7 protein-coding genes and 1 tRNA gene are annotated in these 17,173 nt (G+C 69.4%); 3 read left to right on the plus strand and 5 right to left on the minus strand.

Annotation, left to right across the window (positions count from 1 at the left end; genetic code table 11):
* Positions 1-54 precede the first annotated feature (54 nt).
* Positions 55-762: a hypothetical protein gene (locus AAFU51_03200; protein MEO1570254.1), complete on the minus strand. Its 708-nt coding sequence runs from the start codon at positions 760-762 to the stop codon at positions 55-57.
* A 181-nt stretch (positions 763-943) separates the two neighbouring features.
* Here AAFU51_03200 and fdxA point away from each other — a divergent pair, with 181 nt between their 5' ends.
* Entirely contained in the window at positions 944-1,297 is a 354-nt protein-coding gene (gene fdxA / locus AAFU51_03205; GenBank protein MEO1570255.1) for a ferredoxin FdxA, read from the plus strand.
* A 70-nt stretch (positions 1,298-1,367) separates the two neighbouring features.
* Here fdxA and AAFU51_03210 read toward each other — a convergent pair.
* The 3 genes from AAFU51_03210 to AAFU51_03220 form a co-directional block, all read right to left on the minus strand.
* Positions 1,368-1,454 (minus strand) — tRNA-Ser (locus tag AAFU51_03210).
* An 85-nt stretch (positions 1,455-1,539) separates the two neighbouring features.
* Positions 1,540-4,539, minus strand: a complete 3,000-nt coding sequence (locus AAFU51_03215) for a S8 family peptidase (protein MEO1570256.1) — start codon at positions 4,537-4,539, stop codon at positions 1,540-1,542.
* 435 nt (positions 4,540-4,974) lie between these two features.
* On the minus strand, positions 4,975-8,550 hold the full coding sequence (locus tag AAFU51_03220) for a S8 family serine peptidase (GenBank protein MEO1570257.1): 3,576 nt from the start codon (positions 8,548-8,550) through the stop codon (positions 4,975-4,977).
* Between the two features lie 409 nt (positions 8,551-8,959).
* On the opposite strand from AAFU51_03220, the gene AAFU51_03225 reads away from it, so the two are divergent.
* On the plus strand, positions 8,960-13,675 hold the full coding sequence (locus tag AAFU51_03225; protein MEO1570258.1) for an ATP-binding protein: 4,716 nt from the start codon (positions 8,960-8,962) through the stop codon (positions 13,673-13,675).
* 186 nt (positions 13,676-13,861) lie between these two features.
* Here the strand turns inward: AAFU51_03225 and dapB are convergent, their stop codons facing one another.
* Positions 13,862-14,623 carry a 4-hydroxy-tetrahydrodipicolinate reductase gene (gene dapB / locus AAFU51_03230; GenBank protein MEO1570259.1) on the minus strand — a complete coding sequence of 254 codons (762 nt, stop codon included), beginning with the start codon at positions 14,621-14,623 and terminating at the stop codon, positions 13,862-13,864.
* A gap of 339 nt (positions 14,624-14,962) precedes the next feature.
* On the opposite strand from dapB, the gene AAFU51_03235 reads away from it, so the two are divergent.
* On the plus strand, positions 14,963-17,089 hold the full coding sequence (locus AAFU51_03235; GenBank protein MEO1570260.1) for a caspase family protein: 2,127 nt from the start codon (positions 14,963-14,965) through the stop codon (positions 17,087-17,089).
* Positions 17,090-17,173 lie beyond the last annotated feature (84 nt).

The following is a 17,173-nucleotide window of genomic DNA, read 5'->3' on the forward strand; positions in this document are numbered from 1 at the left end:
TATGAACACGCGGCGCTATGTGCACACCTGCATACGTCCACACCGATATCCCTACTATCGTCGTGCGGCGTAGTAGTCGTCGCGGAACTCCTGCGCGATGCGGTCGGCGGTGAAGTCGGCGAGGCGTTCGAGGCCCGCGCGCATCTCGGCCTCGGTGAGCCGGGCGAGGGCCCGCGCCGTGACCACGTTGCCGATGGGCGTCGGCATACCGAAGATGGAGGCGTCGAGCGTCTCCCGCTCACGGACGCGCTGCTCCCAGTACTCCCGTCCCGTGCGCCGGTCCACGAGCAGCACGTCGGCTTCGAGCGCAAAGAAGACCGCGCCCTCGAAGGAGTCGGCAACGAGGCCGTAGTCGTAGACGCGGAGGTCGAGCAACAGGTCGGCGTCCGCGGGACGGTTGACCGGCGCGAAGGCGAGCTGCTCGGCGGCCTGCACGAAGAAGCGACGGGCGACGCGGTCGGCCACGTCGAGGCCGCGTGCCACGGAGTCGAGCCGGGCCTGTGCCTCGCGCGCCTCTTCCCACTTCCCGATGGCGGTGCCCACGCGCGCGGCCGTACCGATGGGGTCCCACGGGTTGACGAAGGCCTCGTCCGGCCCCGTCTGCACGCGTGGCGCGGGCGGCACCGCTGCGATGATGGCGATGCGCGCCTCGTCGAGCGACACCTCGTCGAGGCGGTTGGTGGACGCGCAGCCGGTGGCGACGGTCAGCAGCAGCGGGAGCGCGAGGAGCAGCGGCAGAGCGCGGGCGGTAGAGATCGACATCGGACGCGGGGAAGGCAGAGACGACAGGGTTGGAATCCGGCGTGGCGGGAGCCTCGGCGCAGGGTGGCCCGTATCTTGCCCCACCAGGTGGCTCGCACGCTCGTACAGCCGCCCGGCCCCGTCTCCGAGTAACCTCTCTGCGAGCAACGCTACGCTCGCGTCCAGCCTATCCCCGCCCGCCATGCCCTACGTCGTCGCTGAACCCTGCATCAACTGCAAGCATACCGACTGCGTCGAGGTCTGCCCCGTCGACTGCTTCTACGAAGGCCCCAACTTCCTCGTCATCAACCCCGAGGAGTGCATCGACTGCAACGCCTGCGTCCCGGTCTGCCCTGTCGAGGCGATCTACGCCGACGACGAACTCCCGGAGAAGTGGACGCACTACGCCGAGTGGAACGCCTACCTCGCGCAGCAGTGGGCCGACCTCGGCTACAACATCACCGAGAAGAAGGAGCCGCTCCCCCACGCCGAGGAATGGGCGCAGGCCGAGAAGACCGAGGAAGACATCCTCACCTGGGACACCGGCGAAGGGTGAACGCGCCACGCTGCTGACTGAAACACCACGCGGCGCGCTGAACGAGTCGGCGCGCCGCGTGGTGTTGGAGCGGAGGGGGAGGGATTCGAACCCCCGGTACCTTGCGGTACGTCGGTTTTCAAGACCGGTGCGTTAAACCAGACTCCGCCACCCCTCCGGGGCAGACAGCCAAGATACGACGCGGGCGGCGACGCCTCCCAAGAGACCCCACCGCCCGCATGTGATCCTGACCGAGGGCGATTCTAGCTGCAGTCACTGGGGGCACGCCGCACGGCCTCGGCCACCGAGGCGCTGCCGCTGACGGCCTCCACCGAGCACGGCACCGTCGACAGCCCGTTGACGGTGATCTTCCACGTCCCGTCGTCCTTCACCCGCTTCGTCCCGACAAACGCCCCCGTCACGGCGTGCCGCAGCTCGACCGTCTCGCCCGGCGTCCCGTTGCCCTTGACGATGAGACGGCTCTTGCTGCTATTCCACTTCGCACGTGTGATCTCGATGACGGCACCGAACGGGTTCTCACCGCCCCCCCCCGTCTCGGACTCACCAGTTCCAGACCCGCCCGTCCCCGGCATGCCGGCTCCGGAACCGCCCGCAGGCTCTTCGGTCCGCTCCACGTACACGAAGTTGGGGTCGCAGTCCACATTGAGGGCAATCTCGTCGGACACGCCGGTGGCATCCACCGCGCGCAGGCGGCACGGAGGCAGCGCATTCATCTCGGGCCGCAGCAGGATCCCGTAGCTCCCGACCGGCCCCGCCGACGCCGAGGCCAGGAGGACGCCGTTGTCCGGGTTGACGAGCGAAACGGCTGTCCCGCCGGTGGCCAGTCCGGCCACGGTGAGTTCGTGCGCCAGCCCATCCCACAGGGCTCCGGTGATTGAGATAGGCTTCTCGCACGACGGCGGTGCGTTGATCACCGTCCGCTCGATGGTGATGTCGCCCTGGGTCACCACCACCTCACATGGGGCTTCGCTCAGGCCCTCCACGTGGACCGTGTAGGAGCCGAAGAACGGCGTAGTCGTGCCGAGCTCCTCCATGGTCGTCGCGTTGAGCACACGCACCTGACTCCAGTTCCGGGAGGTGCCCCACACATAGAGTGCGCCCTCCGTCCACGCCACGATCTCCACAGAGAGCTCGGGCGCGTTCTCGATCGTCGTGCCGATAGAGCCTAGGATGCTGCAGCCCGGGACGCCGATGGCGGGGAGCACGACGGAGCGCGACTCGTAGGTGAAGCCCTCGTAGACCGCACGGACGCGGCAGGACGTCTGGTTGGCACCGGAGAGGTTCAGCGAGAACTGGCCGTCTTCCATGATGACGACGCTACCGATGAGCGCGTCCGTTTCATCGTCGTAGAAGCTGACCTGGTCGAGGCGCGGGCCGCGTCCGCTGAGCACCAGGGCGTTGTCGGTCCGATTCCACCACGCTCCGGTGAAGAGGAACGGCTCCTGGTCGGCGGTGCTCGCAAAGTCGCCGACGTGGAGCGTGCGCGTGGTCGTGTTGGCGGGGACGCCGTGGACGCCCTCGCGGCTGTAGCCGAGGAGCGCCGCCTTCACTGCCAGCGGCGTGGCGTTGGGGTGCTGGTGGAGGTAGAGCGCGGCCGCACCCACCGCGTGCGGGGTCGCCATCGAGGTGCCCGACATAAGGATGCTCTCCCCAGCGCTGGCCTCCGCGGGCAGGTGCGTGAGCGACACGACGAGGTCGCCCGGGGCGAGCAGGTCCACGCTTGGGCCGTAGTTCGAGAACGACGCGAAGCGGTTCTCCTGGTCGTAGGCGCCCACCGTGATCGCCTCGGCCACGTGCGCCGGCGAATAGGTCGAGGCGTCCGCCCCGTCGTTGCCCGCCGACACCACCGCCACCACGCCCTGCTCGGTGGCCCTCTTGATGGCCTCGTCGAGCGCGTTGTAAGCCGTCGTGCCGATGTCCATGCCGAGCGAGAGGTTCATCACGACGGCATGGCCGGGGTTGCGCCGCTTGTAGTCGGTGACGTAGTCCACGGCGGCCACGACGGTCGTGACGTCGGTGCGGCCCTGGTCGGTGAGCACCTTCAGGCTGTGGAGCTTCACGCCGGGGGCCATGCCGAGCGTGCCCTCGTCGTTGTCGCTCGCCCCGACCGTGCCGGCGATGTGCGTGCCGTGCCCCGTGGCGTCGGACGGATCGCCCTGGGCCTCTGGGTCAAAGACGGGCATCTGCTCGAACTCGGAGTCGTCCCACGTCTCCTGGTCGCGGTTGACGAAGAGCATGGTGAAGTCTTTCGCCTCGACCACGTTGAGGTCGCGGTCGTAGATGCCGGAGTCGAGAATGAAGGCATGCACGTTGCCCTGCGCGTCGAAGTTGGTGAAGGCCGCGCCGACGCGGGCGATGTTCCAGGGGAGCATCTGGCCGCTCTCGAAGAGCCCCTCGCGGAGGAAGAAGTTGCCGCCCTGCATCTCGGGGTCGGGCTCGGCAAACTCCAGGTCGGGGTCGTCCTGGAACTCCAGCAGGAGGGTGTCGAGCAGGCCGGAGCCGAACGAGACGGAGATGCCGGGGCGCGCGAGCGAGACGCGCAGCCGCAGCCGGATCACGCTGGAGCGCGTGTCGAACTCCTGCTGCAGTTGGGACTCGGTGACCCCATACTCCTGCAGCACCCGGCTGGTGATGCCGTAGGCACGGAGTACATCCATCGTGACCCCACCGTACTCCTGCAGCACCCGGCTGGTGATGCCGTACTCCTGCAGCACCCGCCGCGTGACGCCGTACTCCTGCAGCACCCGCCGCGTGACGCCATACTCCTGCAGCACCCGCTGCGTGATGCCCCACTGGTCGAGGATGCGCGGCGTGACGCCGTCGGCCTCATACTCGTGGAAGCCGAGAAACAGGTGCGTCTGCTCGTCGCCGACGCTGCTGTGGGAGACCACGGTGGGCTCGGCGAGGGCGACCTCCGGGCCATCGGTCACGGCGTCGCTTTCGAGGCGCGCGGGGGCGAAGGCGCGCGCCTCGCGGGCCTGGCGCGTGCTCTTCAGTGGCGACGTGGCACGGTCCATCAACTGGGGATGGCGCAGCATGGGGCGGTCGGCCGAGCGCGGCGCCTCACCTGGAGCCTGGATTGTCTGCGTGAAATCGGTCGCCACAGGGAGCGAGGCGTCGATCTCGGCCTCCTGGAAGAAGTCGTCGGAGCAACCTGCGAGCGTCAGGACCGCGACCAGGGCAACCGCCAGACCTTGGAGTGGCGATGCGTACGAGACAGCGCGGGCAGTGGGGGTGAGCATGCCTGAGCAACGGGAGGGTGATTGGGAGGTACCCTCTCCCGCAAAGGGAACACCGCACCCATGGCCTACCCTTCGCAGGGCGAGCAACCCAGGCCGATTTCCGGGATGACTGGGCATATTGGTAGACGGTGCGCGGTCGATCTCACTGTGAAACAGCCACCTCTCAGAGTGAGATTAGGGGGCCACGTGGAGAGACGTACCCGCCTCGTGCACCCATAGGGCGTTCGTACCCGGAGCCTCAACCTCGCCCTGCCCTTCGTCCTCAGCGCCATCCAAGCTTAGCGCTATCCAAGCACGGCGCGATGCTGCGGGCGCCGGCGCTCCCAATGGAACGCCGCCGCCCGCCCGCGGCCCCATACTTCGAGGCCCAATCGGTTCGGGCCTCTGCGCAGCTACCGCGCCTTCGATTCGCCCAGCAGTATCGCCGTGCCTAACCTACACGTCACACCCAGGGGCGCGGGCCACGGGCGCGATGAGGGTCTCCGTGCCAATCTCGACCGTCACCGAGCAGGGGATCGTGCCAGGAAAGCGAAGACTGAAGCTCCACGTCTTGTCGTTCATGACGGCGGCGGTGCCGAGCAGCGCACCAGCCTCGTCGTAGACGGTGACGGGGTCGCCCTCCTGAATACCGCGGCCACGCACGACGAGCCGACTTCGGGGCGCTTCCCACCAGCGAGCCATGTCCACGCTGGACACCCGGGTCGAGCAGGTCGGCGGAGCCCCAATGACGACACGGGTGTCGGAATCCCCGTCCATGGTCACCTGAACGGCACAGGGAACGATGTCTGGGCGCCGGACTCGCAGCGTCCAATCTCCGCTCGCGTCGGCTGTGGCTGTCCCGAGGGCCGTACCGGTCTCGGAGTCGCGGACGGTCGCGGTGACGCCCACGGTGCCGTGCCCCGTAACGACGAGCCGCTCGTTACCTGGTGTCCACTCGGCCGTTTTGATCTCGACCGTGGAGGAGGTGGTGGGCCCACTCGCAGCCATGCAGTCGGACGGGGCGTCGCGGACGTCTGTCCGGTCTACGCGTCCGTCGAGCCGGATCTCGACCTCGCAGGGAATCGTGGCGAGGTCGTTGAGCCTAAACTCCCAGTCCTCGTCTTGGCCAGCGAGCGTCGTGGCGAGCACGGCGCCGGTCGCGGGATCGATCAGGGTGACGGTCATGCCCGCGTAGCCCTGCCCACGGACGACGAGGCGGTCGTGGGTGGCCCACCACCGCGCCCGCTCGATGCGGACATGGGAGAGCGGATGTTGATCCACATCCGGGGGCCGCTCGACATAGACGAAGCCGGGGTCGCACGACGGAACGCCGACGTTGACCTCGAGGGCCTCGCCGAGGTTGCCTTCGGCGCGGAGGCGGCACGGCGGCAGCACGTCCGGGAGGAGACGCATCGTGATCCCGAAGGCCCCGACCGACCCCGTGGTCATCGTGGCGAGGAGCACGTCGCTGTCGGCGTTGTAGAGCGACACCGTCGCCCCGCCCGTGGCCAGGCCGCCGATGGTCAGGTCGTTCGCGTTGGCGTCCCAGGTGGGCGGCGCGAGCGTGAGCCGCTTGCTGCACGACGGCGGCGCGTTGAGCACCGAGCGGATCGCGGACTTGCCCGCCGTCTCGATCTCGACGGCGCACGGAGGCTGGGTCATGGGGAACTCCGACTTGAACTCGTCCATCGGGTTCGGCAGCGTCGTGGTCACGACCGCGTCGTTGGCGATGTTGCGGATGTAGATGGTGGTGCCCTGGTGGAGGCTGATGCCCTCCACCTCCAGACGGCCGCTCTTCCACTCGACGCGGTCGACGCGGAAGTCGGTGCCCATCTCCTCCTCGGCCCAGTCGCACGACGAGGGCGCGTTTTCTGTCGCGACGGACGTCGCGACGGGGAGCTGCGTATAGCCGAGGTAGACGGCCTGCACGGCGCAGGGCACCGTCCCGAGGGGGAACTCGAAGTCGAACGTGCCGTCGGCGCGGATGACGGTCTGCGTGAGTTCGCCGCCCGTCACGGCGTCGTAGAACGTGACCCGGTCGAGGCGCGGCCCCTCGCCCTTGACGAGGAGAGCGTCGCCCTTCCAGTCGGCCTTCTCGAAGTAGAACGCCTTGAGGTCGTCCGGCGCGGCGAAGTCGGCGACGTGGACCGAGCGGTCGGTGGTGCGCGTCGGCACGTTGGCGATGCCCGGGCGGCTATAGCCGAGGAGCGCCGCCTTGACCTCGGCGGGGGTGGCCTGCGGCTCTTGGTAGAGGAAGAGCAGCGCCGCGCCGGTCACGTGCGGCGCCGCCATCGACGTGCCGGACATCAGGACGTGCTCGCCCGCGTCGGCCTCGGCCTCGACGTGCGTCAGGGAGGGGACGAGGTCGCCGGGGGCCAGCACGTCCACGCTCGGGCCGTAGTTCGAGAACGGCGCGAAGCGGCCCTCCTGGTCATAGGCGCCCACCGTGATCGCCTCGGCCACGTGCGCCGGCGAATAGGTCGAGGCGTCCGCCCCGTCGTTGCCCGCCGACACCACCGCGACGACACCGGCGAGCGTCGCGCGCCGGACGGCCTCGTCGAGCACGTTGTAGGCCATCGAGCCGATGTCCATGCCGAGCGACAGGTTCATCACGACGGCGTGGCCGGGGTTGCGCTGCTTGTAGTCGGTGACGTAGTCCACGGCGGCCACGACGGTCGTGACGTCGGTGCGGCCCTGGTCGGTGAGCACCTTCAGGCTGTGGAGCTTGACCTCGGGGGCGACGCCCACCGAGCCATCGCCGTCGTCCACCGCCCCGACGATGCCCGCGACGTGCGTGCCATGGCCGGTCTCGTCGGCGGGGTCGCCCTGCGTGCCGGGGTCGAAGACGGGCATGTGCTCGAAGTCCTCCTCTTCCCACGTGGGCACGTCGCGGCTGACGAAGAGCATGGTGAAGTCTTTCGCCTCGATCACCTTGAGGTCGGCACTGAGCACCCCCGAGTCAAGGATGAAGGCGTGCAGCGGGGCGTCCGGCTCGTGGGCCGGGAACGCCGCGCCGATGCGGGCGGTGCTCCACGGGAGGATCTGCCCGTCTTCGAAGAGGCCGTCCTGCGAGAAGAACGGAGTGCCGCCGAGTTGCGGGTCTGGCTCCGCAAAGTCGAGGTCGCGGTCCTCGCCGAGTTCGAGCAGGAGGCGGTCGAGTAGATCGGAGCCGAACGAGACGGAGATGCCGGGGCGCGTGAGCGAGACGCGCATCCGGAGCCGGATCACGCTCTCCCGCGTGTCGAAGTCCTGCTGGAGTTTTGCTTCGGTGACGCCGTAGTCCTGAAGCACGCGGCTGGTGATGCCATGGTCGCGGAGCAGGCCCATCGTGAGACCGCCATACTCCTGCAGCACCCGCTGCGTGATGCCGTATTCCTGCAGCACCCGCTGCGTGATGCCGTACTCCTGCAGCACCCGCCGCGTGATGCCGTACTCCTGCAGCACGCGCTGCGTGATGCCCCACTGGTCGAGGACGCGCGGCGTGACCCCGTCGGCCTCGTACTCGCGGAAGCCGAGAAACAGGTGCGTCTGCTCGTCGCCGACCTGGAGGGCCTCGGTCACGCCGGGCGCGTCGAGGGCGACGGCGGCGTGCACGGCCGTCCATTCGCTGGCCGACTCGTCCGTGGCGTCGAGGCGGGGGTGGTTGAGCGACGCGCCGGGCGTCTGTGGGTCGAGTGACGGGGTGTAGAGGGGAGCTGGGGCGTGCCGCCGGGCGTCCAAGCTGCGCCCAGCCTGGGCGACGCGCGAGCGCTTCAGCGGCGAGGTAGCGCGGTCGAGGAGTTGCGGGTGGCGCAGGAGCGGGCGCGCCGTCGAGCGCGGCGCCTCCGCACCGACACCGGAGGCGGCGGTGAGGTCGGGCGCAGCCATGGCATAGGGCGCCTCAGAGCCGGACACGAGGTCGTCCGCGCAGCCCGCGAGCAGCACCGTGAGCGCCAACGCACCAAGGGCAGAGAACGATTGAAGCCACCGCAATGCGTGGCTTCGTTGCCAGGAGCGGGCCTGTTGAGAAGCGCTGGAGTAGAGACGGGCCATGGGGGTGCGCACCGGCGGGTCGGAAAAAGACGCCGCAGCGACTCGCAATCCGTCCACCAGACTAGCGGACCAGGTCCCGGGTCCACGTCTAGTCCATCCACGAGGGCAACAGGCACCAGGAAGGGAATCCCCCCGTAGCAAAACGGGGCACCGATTCCAGGTAGGCGATCGCTCCACGAGGGTACCCTTTGGGAAAAGGATGCCGCTATCGCCCGACACCTACCACGCCAGGTGCCCGCATTCGGCCGAAGAGCCCCATATCTACCCGTCGAAAAACTAGTTAGGGAACAACTACCAGCGGAGGTATAGCGCCTTTCTCGACGGCTGCCGACCGTCTGGCTCTGTTTTTGTACACGACTGGTGTGTACCCAGGCCACGCGCATCCAGGCCGACGCTCGCCCTCTCACCCATGCCGACTCGCCTCCATCCTGCTCTCCGGTCCCTGCGCTCGCGCGTGTGGACAGGGCTTGGCGCGGTCCTAGTCGCCATGCTGGCGGGCGCGGCGAGCGGGCGGGCACAGACCTCCACGCTCGCCGCCGACCGCGTCACGCTCGACCCGGCCAAGGCGATCACGCAGTACCAGCACCGTACATGGAGCACGCGGGAGGGCCTGCCGCAGAACAGCATCTTGTCGATCGTCCAGACGACCGACGGCTACGTCTGGCTCGGCACGCAGGAGGGCCTTGCCCGCTTCGACGGGCTCCACTTCACGGTCTATGACGAGGCCAACACGGAGGCGCTGACCACGAGCAACGTCAACCGGATGCTCGCCGCAGACGACGGGACGCTCTGGCTGGCTACGCGCGGCGGCGGCCTCGTGGCCCACCGCGCTGGGCAGTTCACCGCCTACACCCAGGACGACGGCCTCGGCAGCGACTTCGTCACGGCGCTGACGCAGGACCGCACCGGCGCGCTCTGGGTAGGCACTTTTGAGGGCGGGCTCACGCGTGTTGCCGACAGCACGTTCGCTACCTACGGCGCTGAGGCGGGCCTGGACGTGCGCATCGTGAGCCAGATCGTGGAGGACAACCGCGGCACGCTCTGGGTCGGCACCGAGCAGGGCCTGCGTGTCCAGAACGGCGACCGGTTTGTGCCCGTGGCCGACCTGCTGCTCGCCGAGGCGTTCGTGAGCGCCCTCTACGAAGACGCCGACGGCACGCTCTGGATTGGCACGCGCGACGGGCGGCTCTTCAGCCTCACAGGTGGCACCCGGACGGAGCACCCCATCCCGCTGACCGAGCCGGGGCAGTACGTCAAGGACTTCGTCGAGGACGCCGAGGGCACGCTCTGGATCGGCGCCGTCGGCGGGCTGTTTCGCTACGACCAGCGCGCGGACACACCGCGCTTCGACGCGTTCGGACGCGCGGAGGGCCTCTCCAACGACGCCGTCTTCGCGCTGCACGAGGACCGCGAGGGCGGCCTCTGGATCGGCACGCAGGACGGCCTCAACCGGCTCCAGGACACCAAGTTCACCGTGCTGACCCCCGCCGAGGGGCTCCCGCACGACCTCGCGCTGGCCGTCTACGAAGACGCCGCCGGAGCGCTCTGGGTCGCCACGCAGGGCGGGCTCGCGCGGGTGCAGGGCGGGACCGTACGCGCCTTCACCGAGGCCGACGGCCTACCCAGCGCCCATCCCCTCTCGCTCGACGGCACCGCCGACGGAGACCTCTGGGTCGGGACGAGCGGCGCCGGGGCCGCTCTCCTGCAAGACGACGCCGTGCGCGTCTTCACCACGGACGACGGGCTCGCGGGCACCACCGTCTTCGCCGTTTACACGGACCGCGCGGGCACCGCCTGGTTCGCCACCGAGGCTGGCGTGAGCACCTTCGACGGCGCCGCCTTCACGACGCTCCCCGACAGCATCCTCGGCACCCCCTTCGCCACGGCCTTCCACGAGGACGCCGAGAACCACCTATGGATCGGGACCTACGACGCCGGGCTCGTCCGGCTGGCACCGGCGGAAGCTGGAACGCCGCGCGCGGTCACACGCTACGGCGCCGACGAGGGGCTGCCTGCCGACGCTGTGCTCGCGCTGCACGAGGACGCAACCGGCGCGCTCTGGATCGGCACGATGGGCGGCGGCCTCGCCCGCTACCGTCCCGACGCGGCCGCAGGCACGCCGCAGTTCGACACGTTCGGCGTCGCCGAAGGGCTGCCGAGCGCTTCGGTGATGGCCGTGCTTAGCACCGACGAAGCGGTGTGGCTGACCTCCAACCGCGGCGTGGCCCGCATCACGCGCGCGTCGCTCGACGACCACGCCTTCAACCCCGACGCCGCCCTCGATGTCACGCTCTACGGCCTCGCGGACGGCCTGCGCAGCGTCGAGGCCAACGGCGGGCAGCAGCCTGCCGCCTGGGCCGCCCGCGACGGCACGTTCTGGTTCCCCACCACCGAAGGCCTTGCCGGCATCTCACCGGCGCGCATCCGGCGCAACACCCTGCCGCCGACGGTCGCCGTGGAGGCGCTGCGCGTGGACGGCGCGGACGTCCCGGTGGGCGCTCCCATCGCGCTCCCGCCGGGCAGCGACAAGATCGAGGTGCGCTACACCGCGCCCAGCTTCCCCGCGCCCGAAACGGTCCGCTTCCGGTTCCGCCTCGACGGCCACGACGACGCTTGGTACGACGCCGGGACCCGGCGCGAGGCCTACTACACCAACCTCGGCCCCGGCACCTACGAGCTCCGCATCCAAGCCGCCAACAACGACGGCGTGTGGAGCCCTGTCGGGACGACGCTCGCCTTCCAGGTCGCCCCGTTTTTCTGGCAGACGGGGTGGTTCCTCGTCGTCTGTGTGCTGCTCACGCTGGCTCTCGCCTACGCCGCCTACGCGACCCGCGTGGCCCGCCTGAAGGCCCGCCAGCGCCACCTCGAACAGGTCGTGGACGAGCGCACGCGCGCCCTCCGCGAGGAGAAGGAGAAGGTGGAGGACGCCCACGCTACCATCCAGGCGCAGGCCGACCAACTCCGCGAGCTGGACCGCTTCAAGACGCGCTTCTTCGCCAACATCTCCCACGAATTCAGGACCCCGCTCACGCTCATGCTGGGGCCGCTCGACAACCTGCTCGGCGGGAGCCAGGGACCGCTCGCCACGCCCGTCCGGACGCAGCTGGGCATCATGCAGCGCAACGCGAAGCGCCTCCTGCGCCTCATCAACCAGTTGCTCGACCTCGCGCGCCTGGAGTCGGGCCGGATGGAGCTGCGTGCCCGCCCGCGCAACGTCGTCCAGCTTGCCGAGGGCATCGTCGCCTCGTTCCAGACCTACACCGAGCAAAAGGGCATCGCGCTCACCCTCGACACGCCCGACGAGGCCGTGTGGCTCTCGTACGAGCCCGACAAGCTCGAAAAGGTGGTGTTCAACCTGCTCTCCAACGCGGTTAAGTTCACGCCTGCCGACGGCACCATTGCCGTGGCGGTGGAAGAACACCCGGCCAACGCCGACGCGCCCGACGGGTGGGTGCACCTGCGCGTGACCGACACGGGCCGCGGCATCCCGCCGGAGAAGCTGCCGCTCATCTTCGACCGCTTCCGGCAGGTCGAGGACAGTGACGCGCGTGAGCATGAGGGTTCCGGCATCGGCCTCTCGATGGTCCACGAACTCGTCCAGCTCCACCGCGGCGAGATCGACGTCGAGAGCACCGTTGGCGAGGGCACCACGTTCACCGTGCGGCTCAAGAAGGGCACCGCCCACTTCCACCCGGACGAGATCGACGCCACCTCGGACATCGACGGGGACGAGAGCACTGACGGCACTGCGCACGGCCTCGAAGGCTGGATGGTGGACCAAGCAGCACCGGCCGAAGCGGCTGGAATGGTCGACGACGCCAGCTCCCCCGACGTCCCCGATACGGGCGCGTTTGCGCCGATGGACACCCCGATGGTCACCGACCCGGACGCCCCGACGGTGCTCATCGTGGACGACAATGCGGACATTCGCGCCTACATCGCTAGTTGCCTCGCCGGACGCTACCACATCGGCGAGGCCGTGGACGGGCTCGACGGGCTCGACAAGGCGCGTGCGCTCCGGCCCGATATCATCGTCTCCGACATCATGATGCCGCGGCTCGACGGCAACGGCTTCGTCCAGCGCCTCAAGACCGACGATGCCCTCCGGCACATCCCGGTCATCCTGCTCTCGGCCAAGACCTCGCAGGACACCATCGAGACCGGCCTGGCACACGGCGCCGATGAGTACCTCGCGAAGCCGTTCAGCGCCCGCGAATTGCTGCTGCGGCTGCGCAACCTACGGCGGCTGCGCGACCAGGAGCGTGCCCTAAAACAACTCAACGACCACCTGGAGCAACGCGTCCAGGACCAGGTGCAGGTCATCCTTCGAGAGCGGCAGGCGAACGTGGAAGCCCTGGAGACCGAGAAGGCTCGGACCGAGCAAGCGCTCGCCTTCCGGTCCATGCTCATGGACAACATGAGCCACGAGTTCCGGACGCCGCTGACCTCGATCATTGGCTACGCCGAGATCCTCGAGGTCGAGACAGACGCGCACCTTCGTGAGTTTGCTGCCTTCATCCTGAAGGGCGGCCGTCGGCTGCTCCGCACTCTCACAGCGCTCATCGAGTATGCTCGTATTGAGTCTGAGACGCCTGAGGAGGGCGGGCTTTTGCTTGCGCTCAACCGGGAGACCGAACGCGTCACCGAGCACTACCGCGCTCAAGCCGCCCAGCGCGGGCTGCGCCTCGCCCTCCATCTCCCCACAACGCCAGCGTGGGTGCTCGGCGACAGCGGAGCGCTCCAGTTTGTTCTCGCCACCCTCCTCGACAACGCGGTCAAGTTCACTGAGGCGGGAGCGATCGAGGTGTCGGTCGAGGCCGAGGGGCCCGACGCCGTGCTGCGTGTCCGCGACACGGGTCTAGGGATCGGCCAGGCGTTCCTACCTCGTCTCTTCGAGCCGTTCCAGCAGGAGAGCACCGGGATCAGTAGGGCCTACGAAGGCAACGGGCTCAGCCTTGCCATTGCCCACCGCTACGTCCAGCTCATGCACGGGAAGATTACGGTCGAGTCAACTCCGGGGGTTGGGAGCACGTTCACCGTGCGGTGGCCTCGGGCTTCGTGGCCGAAAGGGATGACGCCCATCGACACGGCCGCGGCGCAGCCTTCTCGGCTCCGGACCAACTAGGGCGTCGTGACATTCAGCAAGTCAGACGCGCACGCCGCAGCGACTTCGTTACCGCAAGGCGGATGAGGAGTGCGATCCTGTGGGATCGGGCGACGAGTCGAACGCGGCGGGGGCGGAATCGAAGCCGAGAGCGGCCATCGGCTTGCGTGTCGCTACGGCCTTGACTGCGTGCCGGGCTGGGCGCACTCACCGCTGGGTCCGCTGCACGTCGTCGAGCAGGTCGTCGAGCGTGAACAGGCCGTGGCGCTCCTCAGCGCACAGCCACTCGGCCGCGCGGACGGCCCCCTCGGCGAAGACCGCGCGGCTCTTGGCGACGTGCCGGAACGAGAGGTGCTCAGCCTCGCTGTCGAAGCCGACCGTGTGCTCGCCGAAGACCGCGCCCACGCGCGTGGACGTGACGTGCAATACCTCGGCATCGATGCGCCCGTGCTGCGTCTCGGGCTCGATACGGGTCTTGCGAGCGAGGCCGCTCAGCACGTCGTCTGCGAGGAGGAGCGCGGTACCCGAGGGGCTGTCCTGCTTGCCGGTGTGGTGCAGCTCGTGGACGTAGGCGTCGAAGCTGGGGAGGTGGTCGAGGAGCGGGAGCGCGGCCTGGAGCGCGCGGCGCAGCACCGCCACGCCGAGCGAGAAGTTGGGCGCGTGGAGCACCGCGTTCTGCCCTTCGTCGACCCAGCCTTGCACCTTGGACACCTCGTCCTGCCAGCCCGTGGTCCCTACGACCGCGTCGAGGCCGAGCGCGGCGTAGCGGTGGAGGTTGTCGAGCGCCGCGCCGGGCGTCGAGAAGTCGATGGCGAGGTCGGCGTCGTGCAGGTTGGCGTCGTCGCGGAGGTCAGCGATAGGGTTCGCGGAGCCAAAGTGCGCCACGATGGCGTGTCCTGCCGCTGCCGCTACCGTCTCGACGGCGGCGCCCATGCGGCCAGTCCCAACGAGCGCGATACGAAGTGGCATGAGAGGTAGATGGTTCGCATGGGGCAGCGCACACGCTCCCGTGTCATCCTGAGCGAGCGGCAGCGAGTCGAAGGATCTGCGGACCAGCTTACAGGTTCCGTTCTGGCCGCCGGATACGACCAAGATCCCTCGACTTCGTCCGCTGTGCGGATGGCGCTCGGGATGACAAGAAGGAGGTGGATCTACGTGAGGGCAACGCCAAGGGTCGCGCGACTAAGGCATGCGCAACGGCACGGCCGCACGTTTTCGGGTGCGGCGAGGCCTCCCCAGTTCTGGGGAGCGCGCACGTCGACGCGGCATCCCTAAGTTGAGGGCTACACCCCACCAGATCCGTTGCCCATGCGCTGCCTCGCGCTCCTGCTTGCTGTTCTCGCGGCTCCCGCAGCCCTTGCCGTCGCCCTGCCCCCATCCGCGGTGCCCGATGCGCCGACGAAGCGCGCGCTCGTCGTGGCCGTGGCCGACTACCCGGACGCGAGCGGCTACAGCGACCTCAACGCCGACAACGACGTGCCGCTGATCGTGCAGGCACTCGCCGCACAGGGCTTTGCTGAAGACGACCTCGTCGTTTTGCAGGACGCCGCTGCCACACGCGACGGCATTCTCGACGCCCTCGACGCGCTCACCGCCGCGAGCGCGCCCGGCGACGTGGTCGTGCTGCACTACTCCGGCCACGGCGTTCGCATCTCTGACGACGACGGCGACGAACTCGACGGCTACGACGAGGCACTCGCGCCCTACGACGCCGTCACGGCCCCGCTCGACCGCGCCACGGCCACGCACCTCCGCGACGATGACCTAGGCGCCGTGCTCGGCCGCCTCCGCCGCACCGTCGGCCCGACCGGCAGCGTCACCGTCTGGCTCGACGCCTGCTACTCCGGCACCGCCACGCGCAGCGACGCCCCGCAGCGCGGCCACCCGACCCCCATCGGGCCCCCCGCCGATGCGGATGGCGACGGCGTGCCGGACGAGGCGACGCCGCTCCTCGACGCGCCGTCGTCAAGGACCCGCGGAGCCCCGGCGGCCGACGACGCCGCGCTCGCGCCGATCGTGGTGCTCAGCGCGGCCGGCCCCAACGAGCCGAACTGGGAGTACAAGCACTTCTACACCGAGGGCGGCCGCCGCCGCGCCAAGCTCTACGGCTCGCTGTCGTACGCGCTCAGCCAGGCCCTCCGCGAGGTCGAGCCGGGCGAGACGGTGCGCGCCTTCTTCGACCGGCTTGCGGTGCGGATGAACACCCTTGCCGCGCAGCAGACGCCGCAGGCCGAGGGCACCCTCGACGCGTTGCTCTTCAGTGGCCAGACCGTCACGCAGACGCCGTTCTACCGCGTTCGCGCCACCGACGACACGGCCACCGACGACACGGCCACCGACGGCGCCACTGCGACGCTCGACGGCGGCACGCTCAACGGCCTGCTCGCCGACGCGCGGGTGGCGTTCTACCCGCGCGGCACCCCCTCGCCGGACGCCGCCGACGGGCCGGCGCTCGCCACGGGCCGCGTCACGCAGGCCACGCCCACCGAGGCCACCGTCACGCTCGACGCAACCTCAGACACTGCGCTGGACGATGCCTGGGTCTTCGTCACCGCGCCCGGCTTCGGACCGCTGGAGCTCTACGTCGAACTCGATCCCGCGCTGGACGCCGAGACGCGCGCGGACCTCGCGCTTGTCTTCGAAGACACCCCGGCGCTCGTGGCTGTCGAGGACGGCGAGACGGGCGACCAAACGGGCGGCCAAGTGCGGCTCGCGCAAGAGGGCAACGCCTTCGTGCTGACAGCGACGCAGAGCGGCATCCCCATCGGAGACCCAATGCTGGCCGGGCCGACGGCGCTCCGCGACGTGCAGCAGCGGCTCCTCGGCTACGCGCGCAACGCCTACCTCAAGCAGGTCGAGCTCACCCACGACGGCATCGACGTGACGCTGGAGCTGGTGCCGGGCCGCTTCTACCGCGACGCCCAGAGCCTGTGGCGCATGGACACCTCGGCCGCCGTCGCCAAGAATGCGGGCGGGCTGTGGCAGTTCACACCCGCCGCCGAGGACGCGGGCGGCACGCCGGGCTTCGTCTTCCGCCTCCACAACCGCGGCGACACCGACGCGCACGTCGCGCTCCTCGAACTCTACCCCGACGGCCGCATCGAGCAAATCGCCCCGGCCGTGGAGGGCGGCGAATACCTCCTCACGGCCGGGCAGACGAAGCTGCTCTCCGTCGAGGAAGCACTCGGCCACGCGCGCATCCCTGAGGCGCCGTTCGGGACCTACGTCTTCAAGCTCTTCGCCACGGAACAGCCTATCGACTTCACGCCCGTGCTCACCGACCTCGCCCGGACGCGCTCGGCCAGCCCCCCCAGCGGCGGCCCGCTCGACGCGCTCATGGCAGGCGCGCACTACGGCACCCGCTCCGGCGGCCTCGCGCCACCCCCGCAGACGGGCGCCACGGCCACGCTCGTGATGGAGGTGGTCGATGAGTGACGCTGCATTGCGGTGCGTACCCGCCCGCTGGCTCTTCTCTTCACTCGTGACTCATCCCTCTTCGCTCTGTTGAGCCAACCCGCC

The sequence above is a fragment of the Bacteroidota bacterium genome, assembly GCA_039821555.1.
Lineage (GTDB): Bacteria > Bacteroidota > Rhodothermia > Rhodothermales > Rubricoccaceae > JBCBEX01.

Coding starts and splice junctions, on each gene's coding strand:
- dapB (MEO1570259.1), bottom strand. CDS start 14,623: ATGCCACTTCGTATCGCGCTCGTTGGGACTGGCCGCATGGGCGCCGCC.
- AAFU51_03220 (MEO1570257.1), bottom strand. CDS start 8,550: ATGGCCCGTCTCTACTCCAGCGCTTCTCAACAGGCCCGCTCCTGGCAA.
- AAFU51_03225 (MEO1570258.1), top strand. CDS start 8,960: ATGCCGACTCGCCTCCATCCTGCTCTCCGGTCCCTGCGCTCGCGCGTG.
- AAFU51_03235 (MEO1570260.1), top strand. CDS start 14,963: ATGCGCTGCCTCGCGCTCCTGCTTGCTGTTCTCGCGGCTCCCGCAGCC.
- AAFU51_03200 (MEO1570254.1), bottom strand. CDS start 762: ATGTCGATCTCTACCGCCCGCGCTCTGCCGCTGCTCCTCGCGCTCCCG.
- fdxA (MEO1570255.1), top strand. CDS start 944: ATGCCCTACGTCGTCGCTGAACCCTGCATCAACTGCAAGCATACCGAC.
- AAFU51_03215 (MEO1570256.1), bottom strand. CDS start 4,539: ATGCTCACCCCCACTGCCCGCGCTGTCTCGTACGCATCGCCACTCCAA.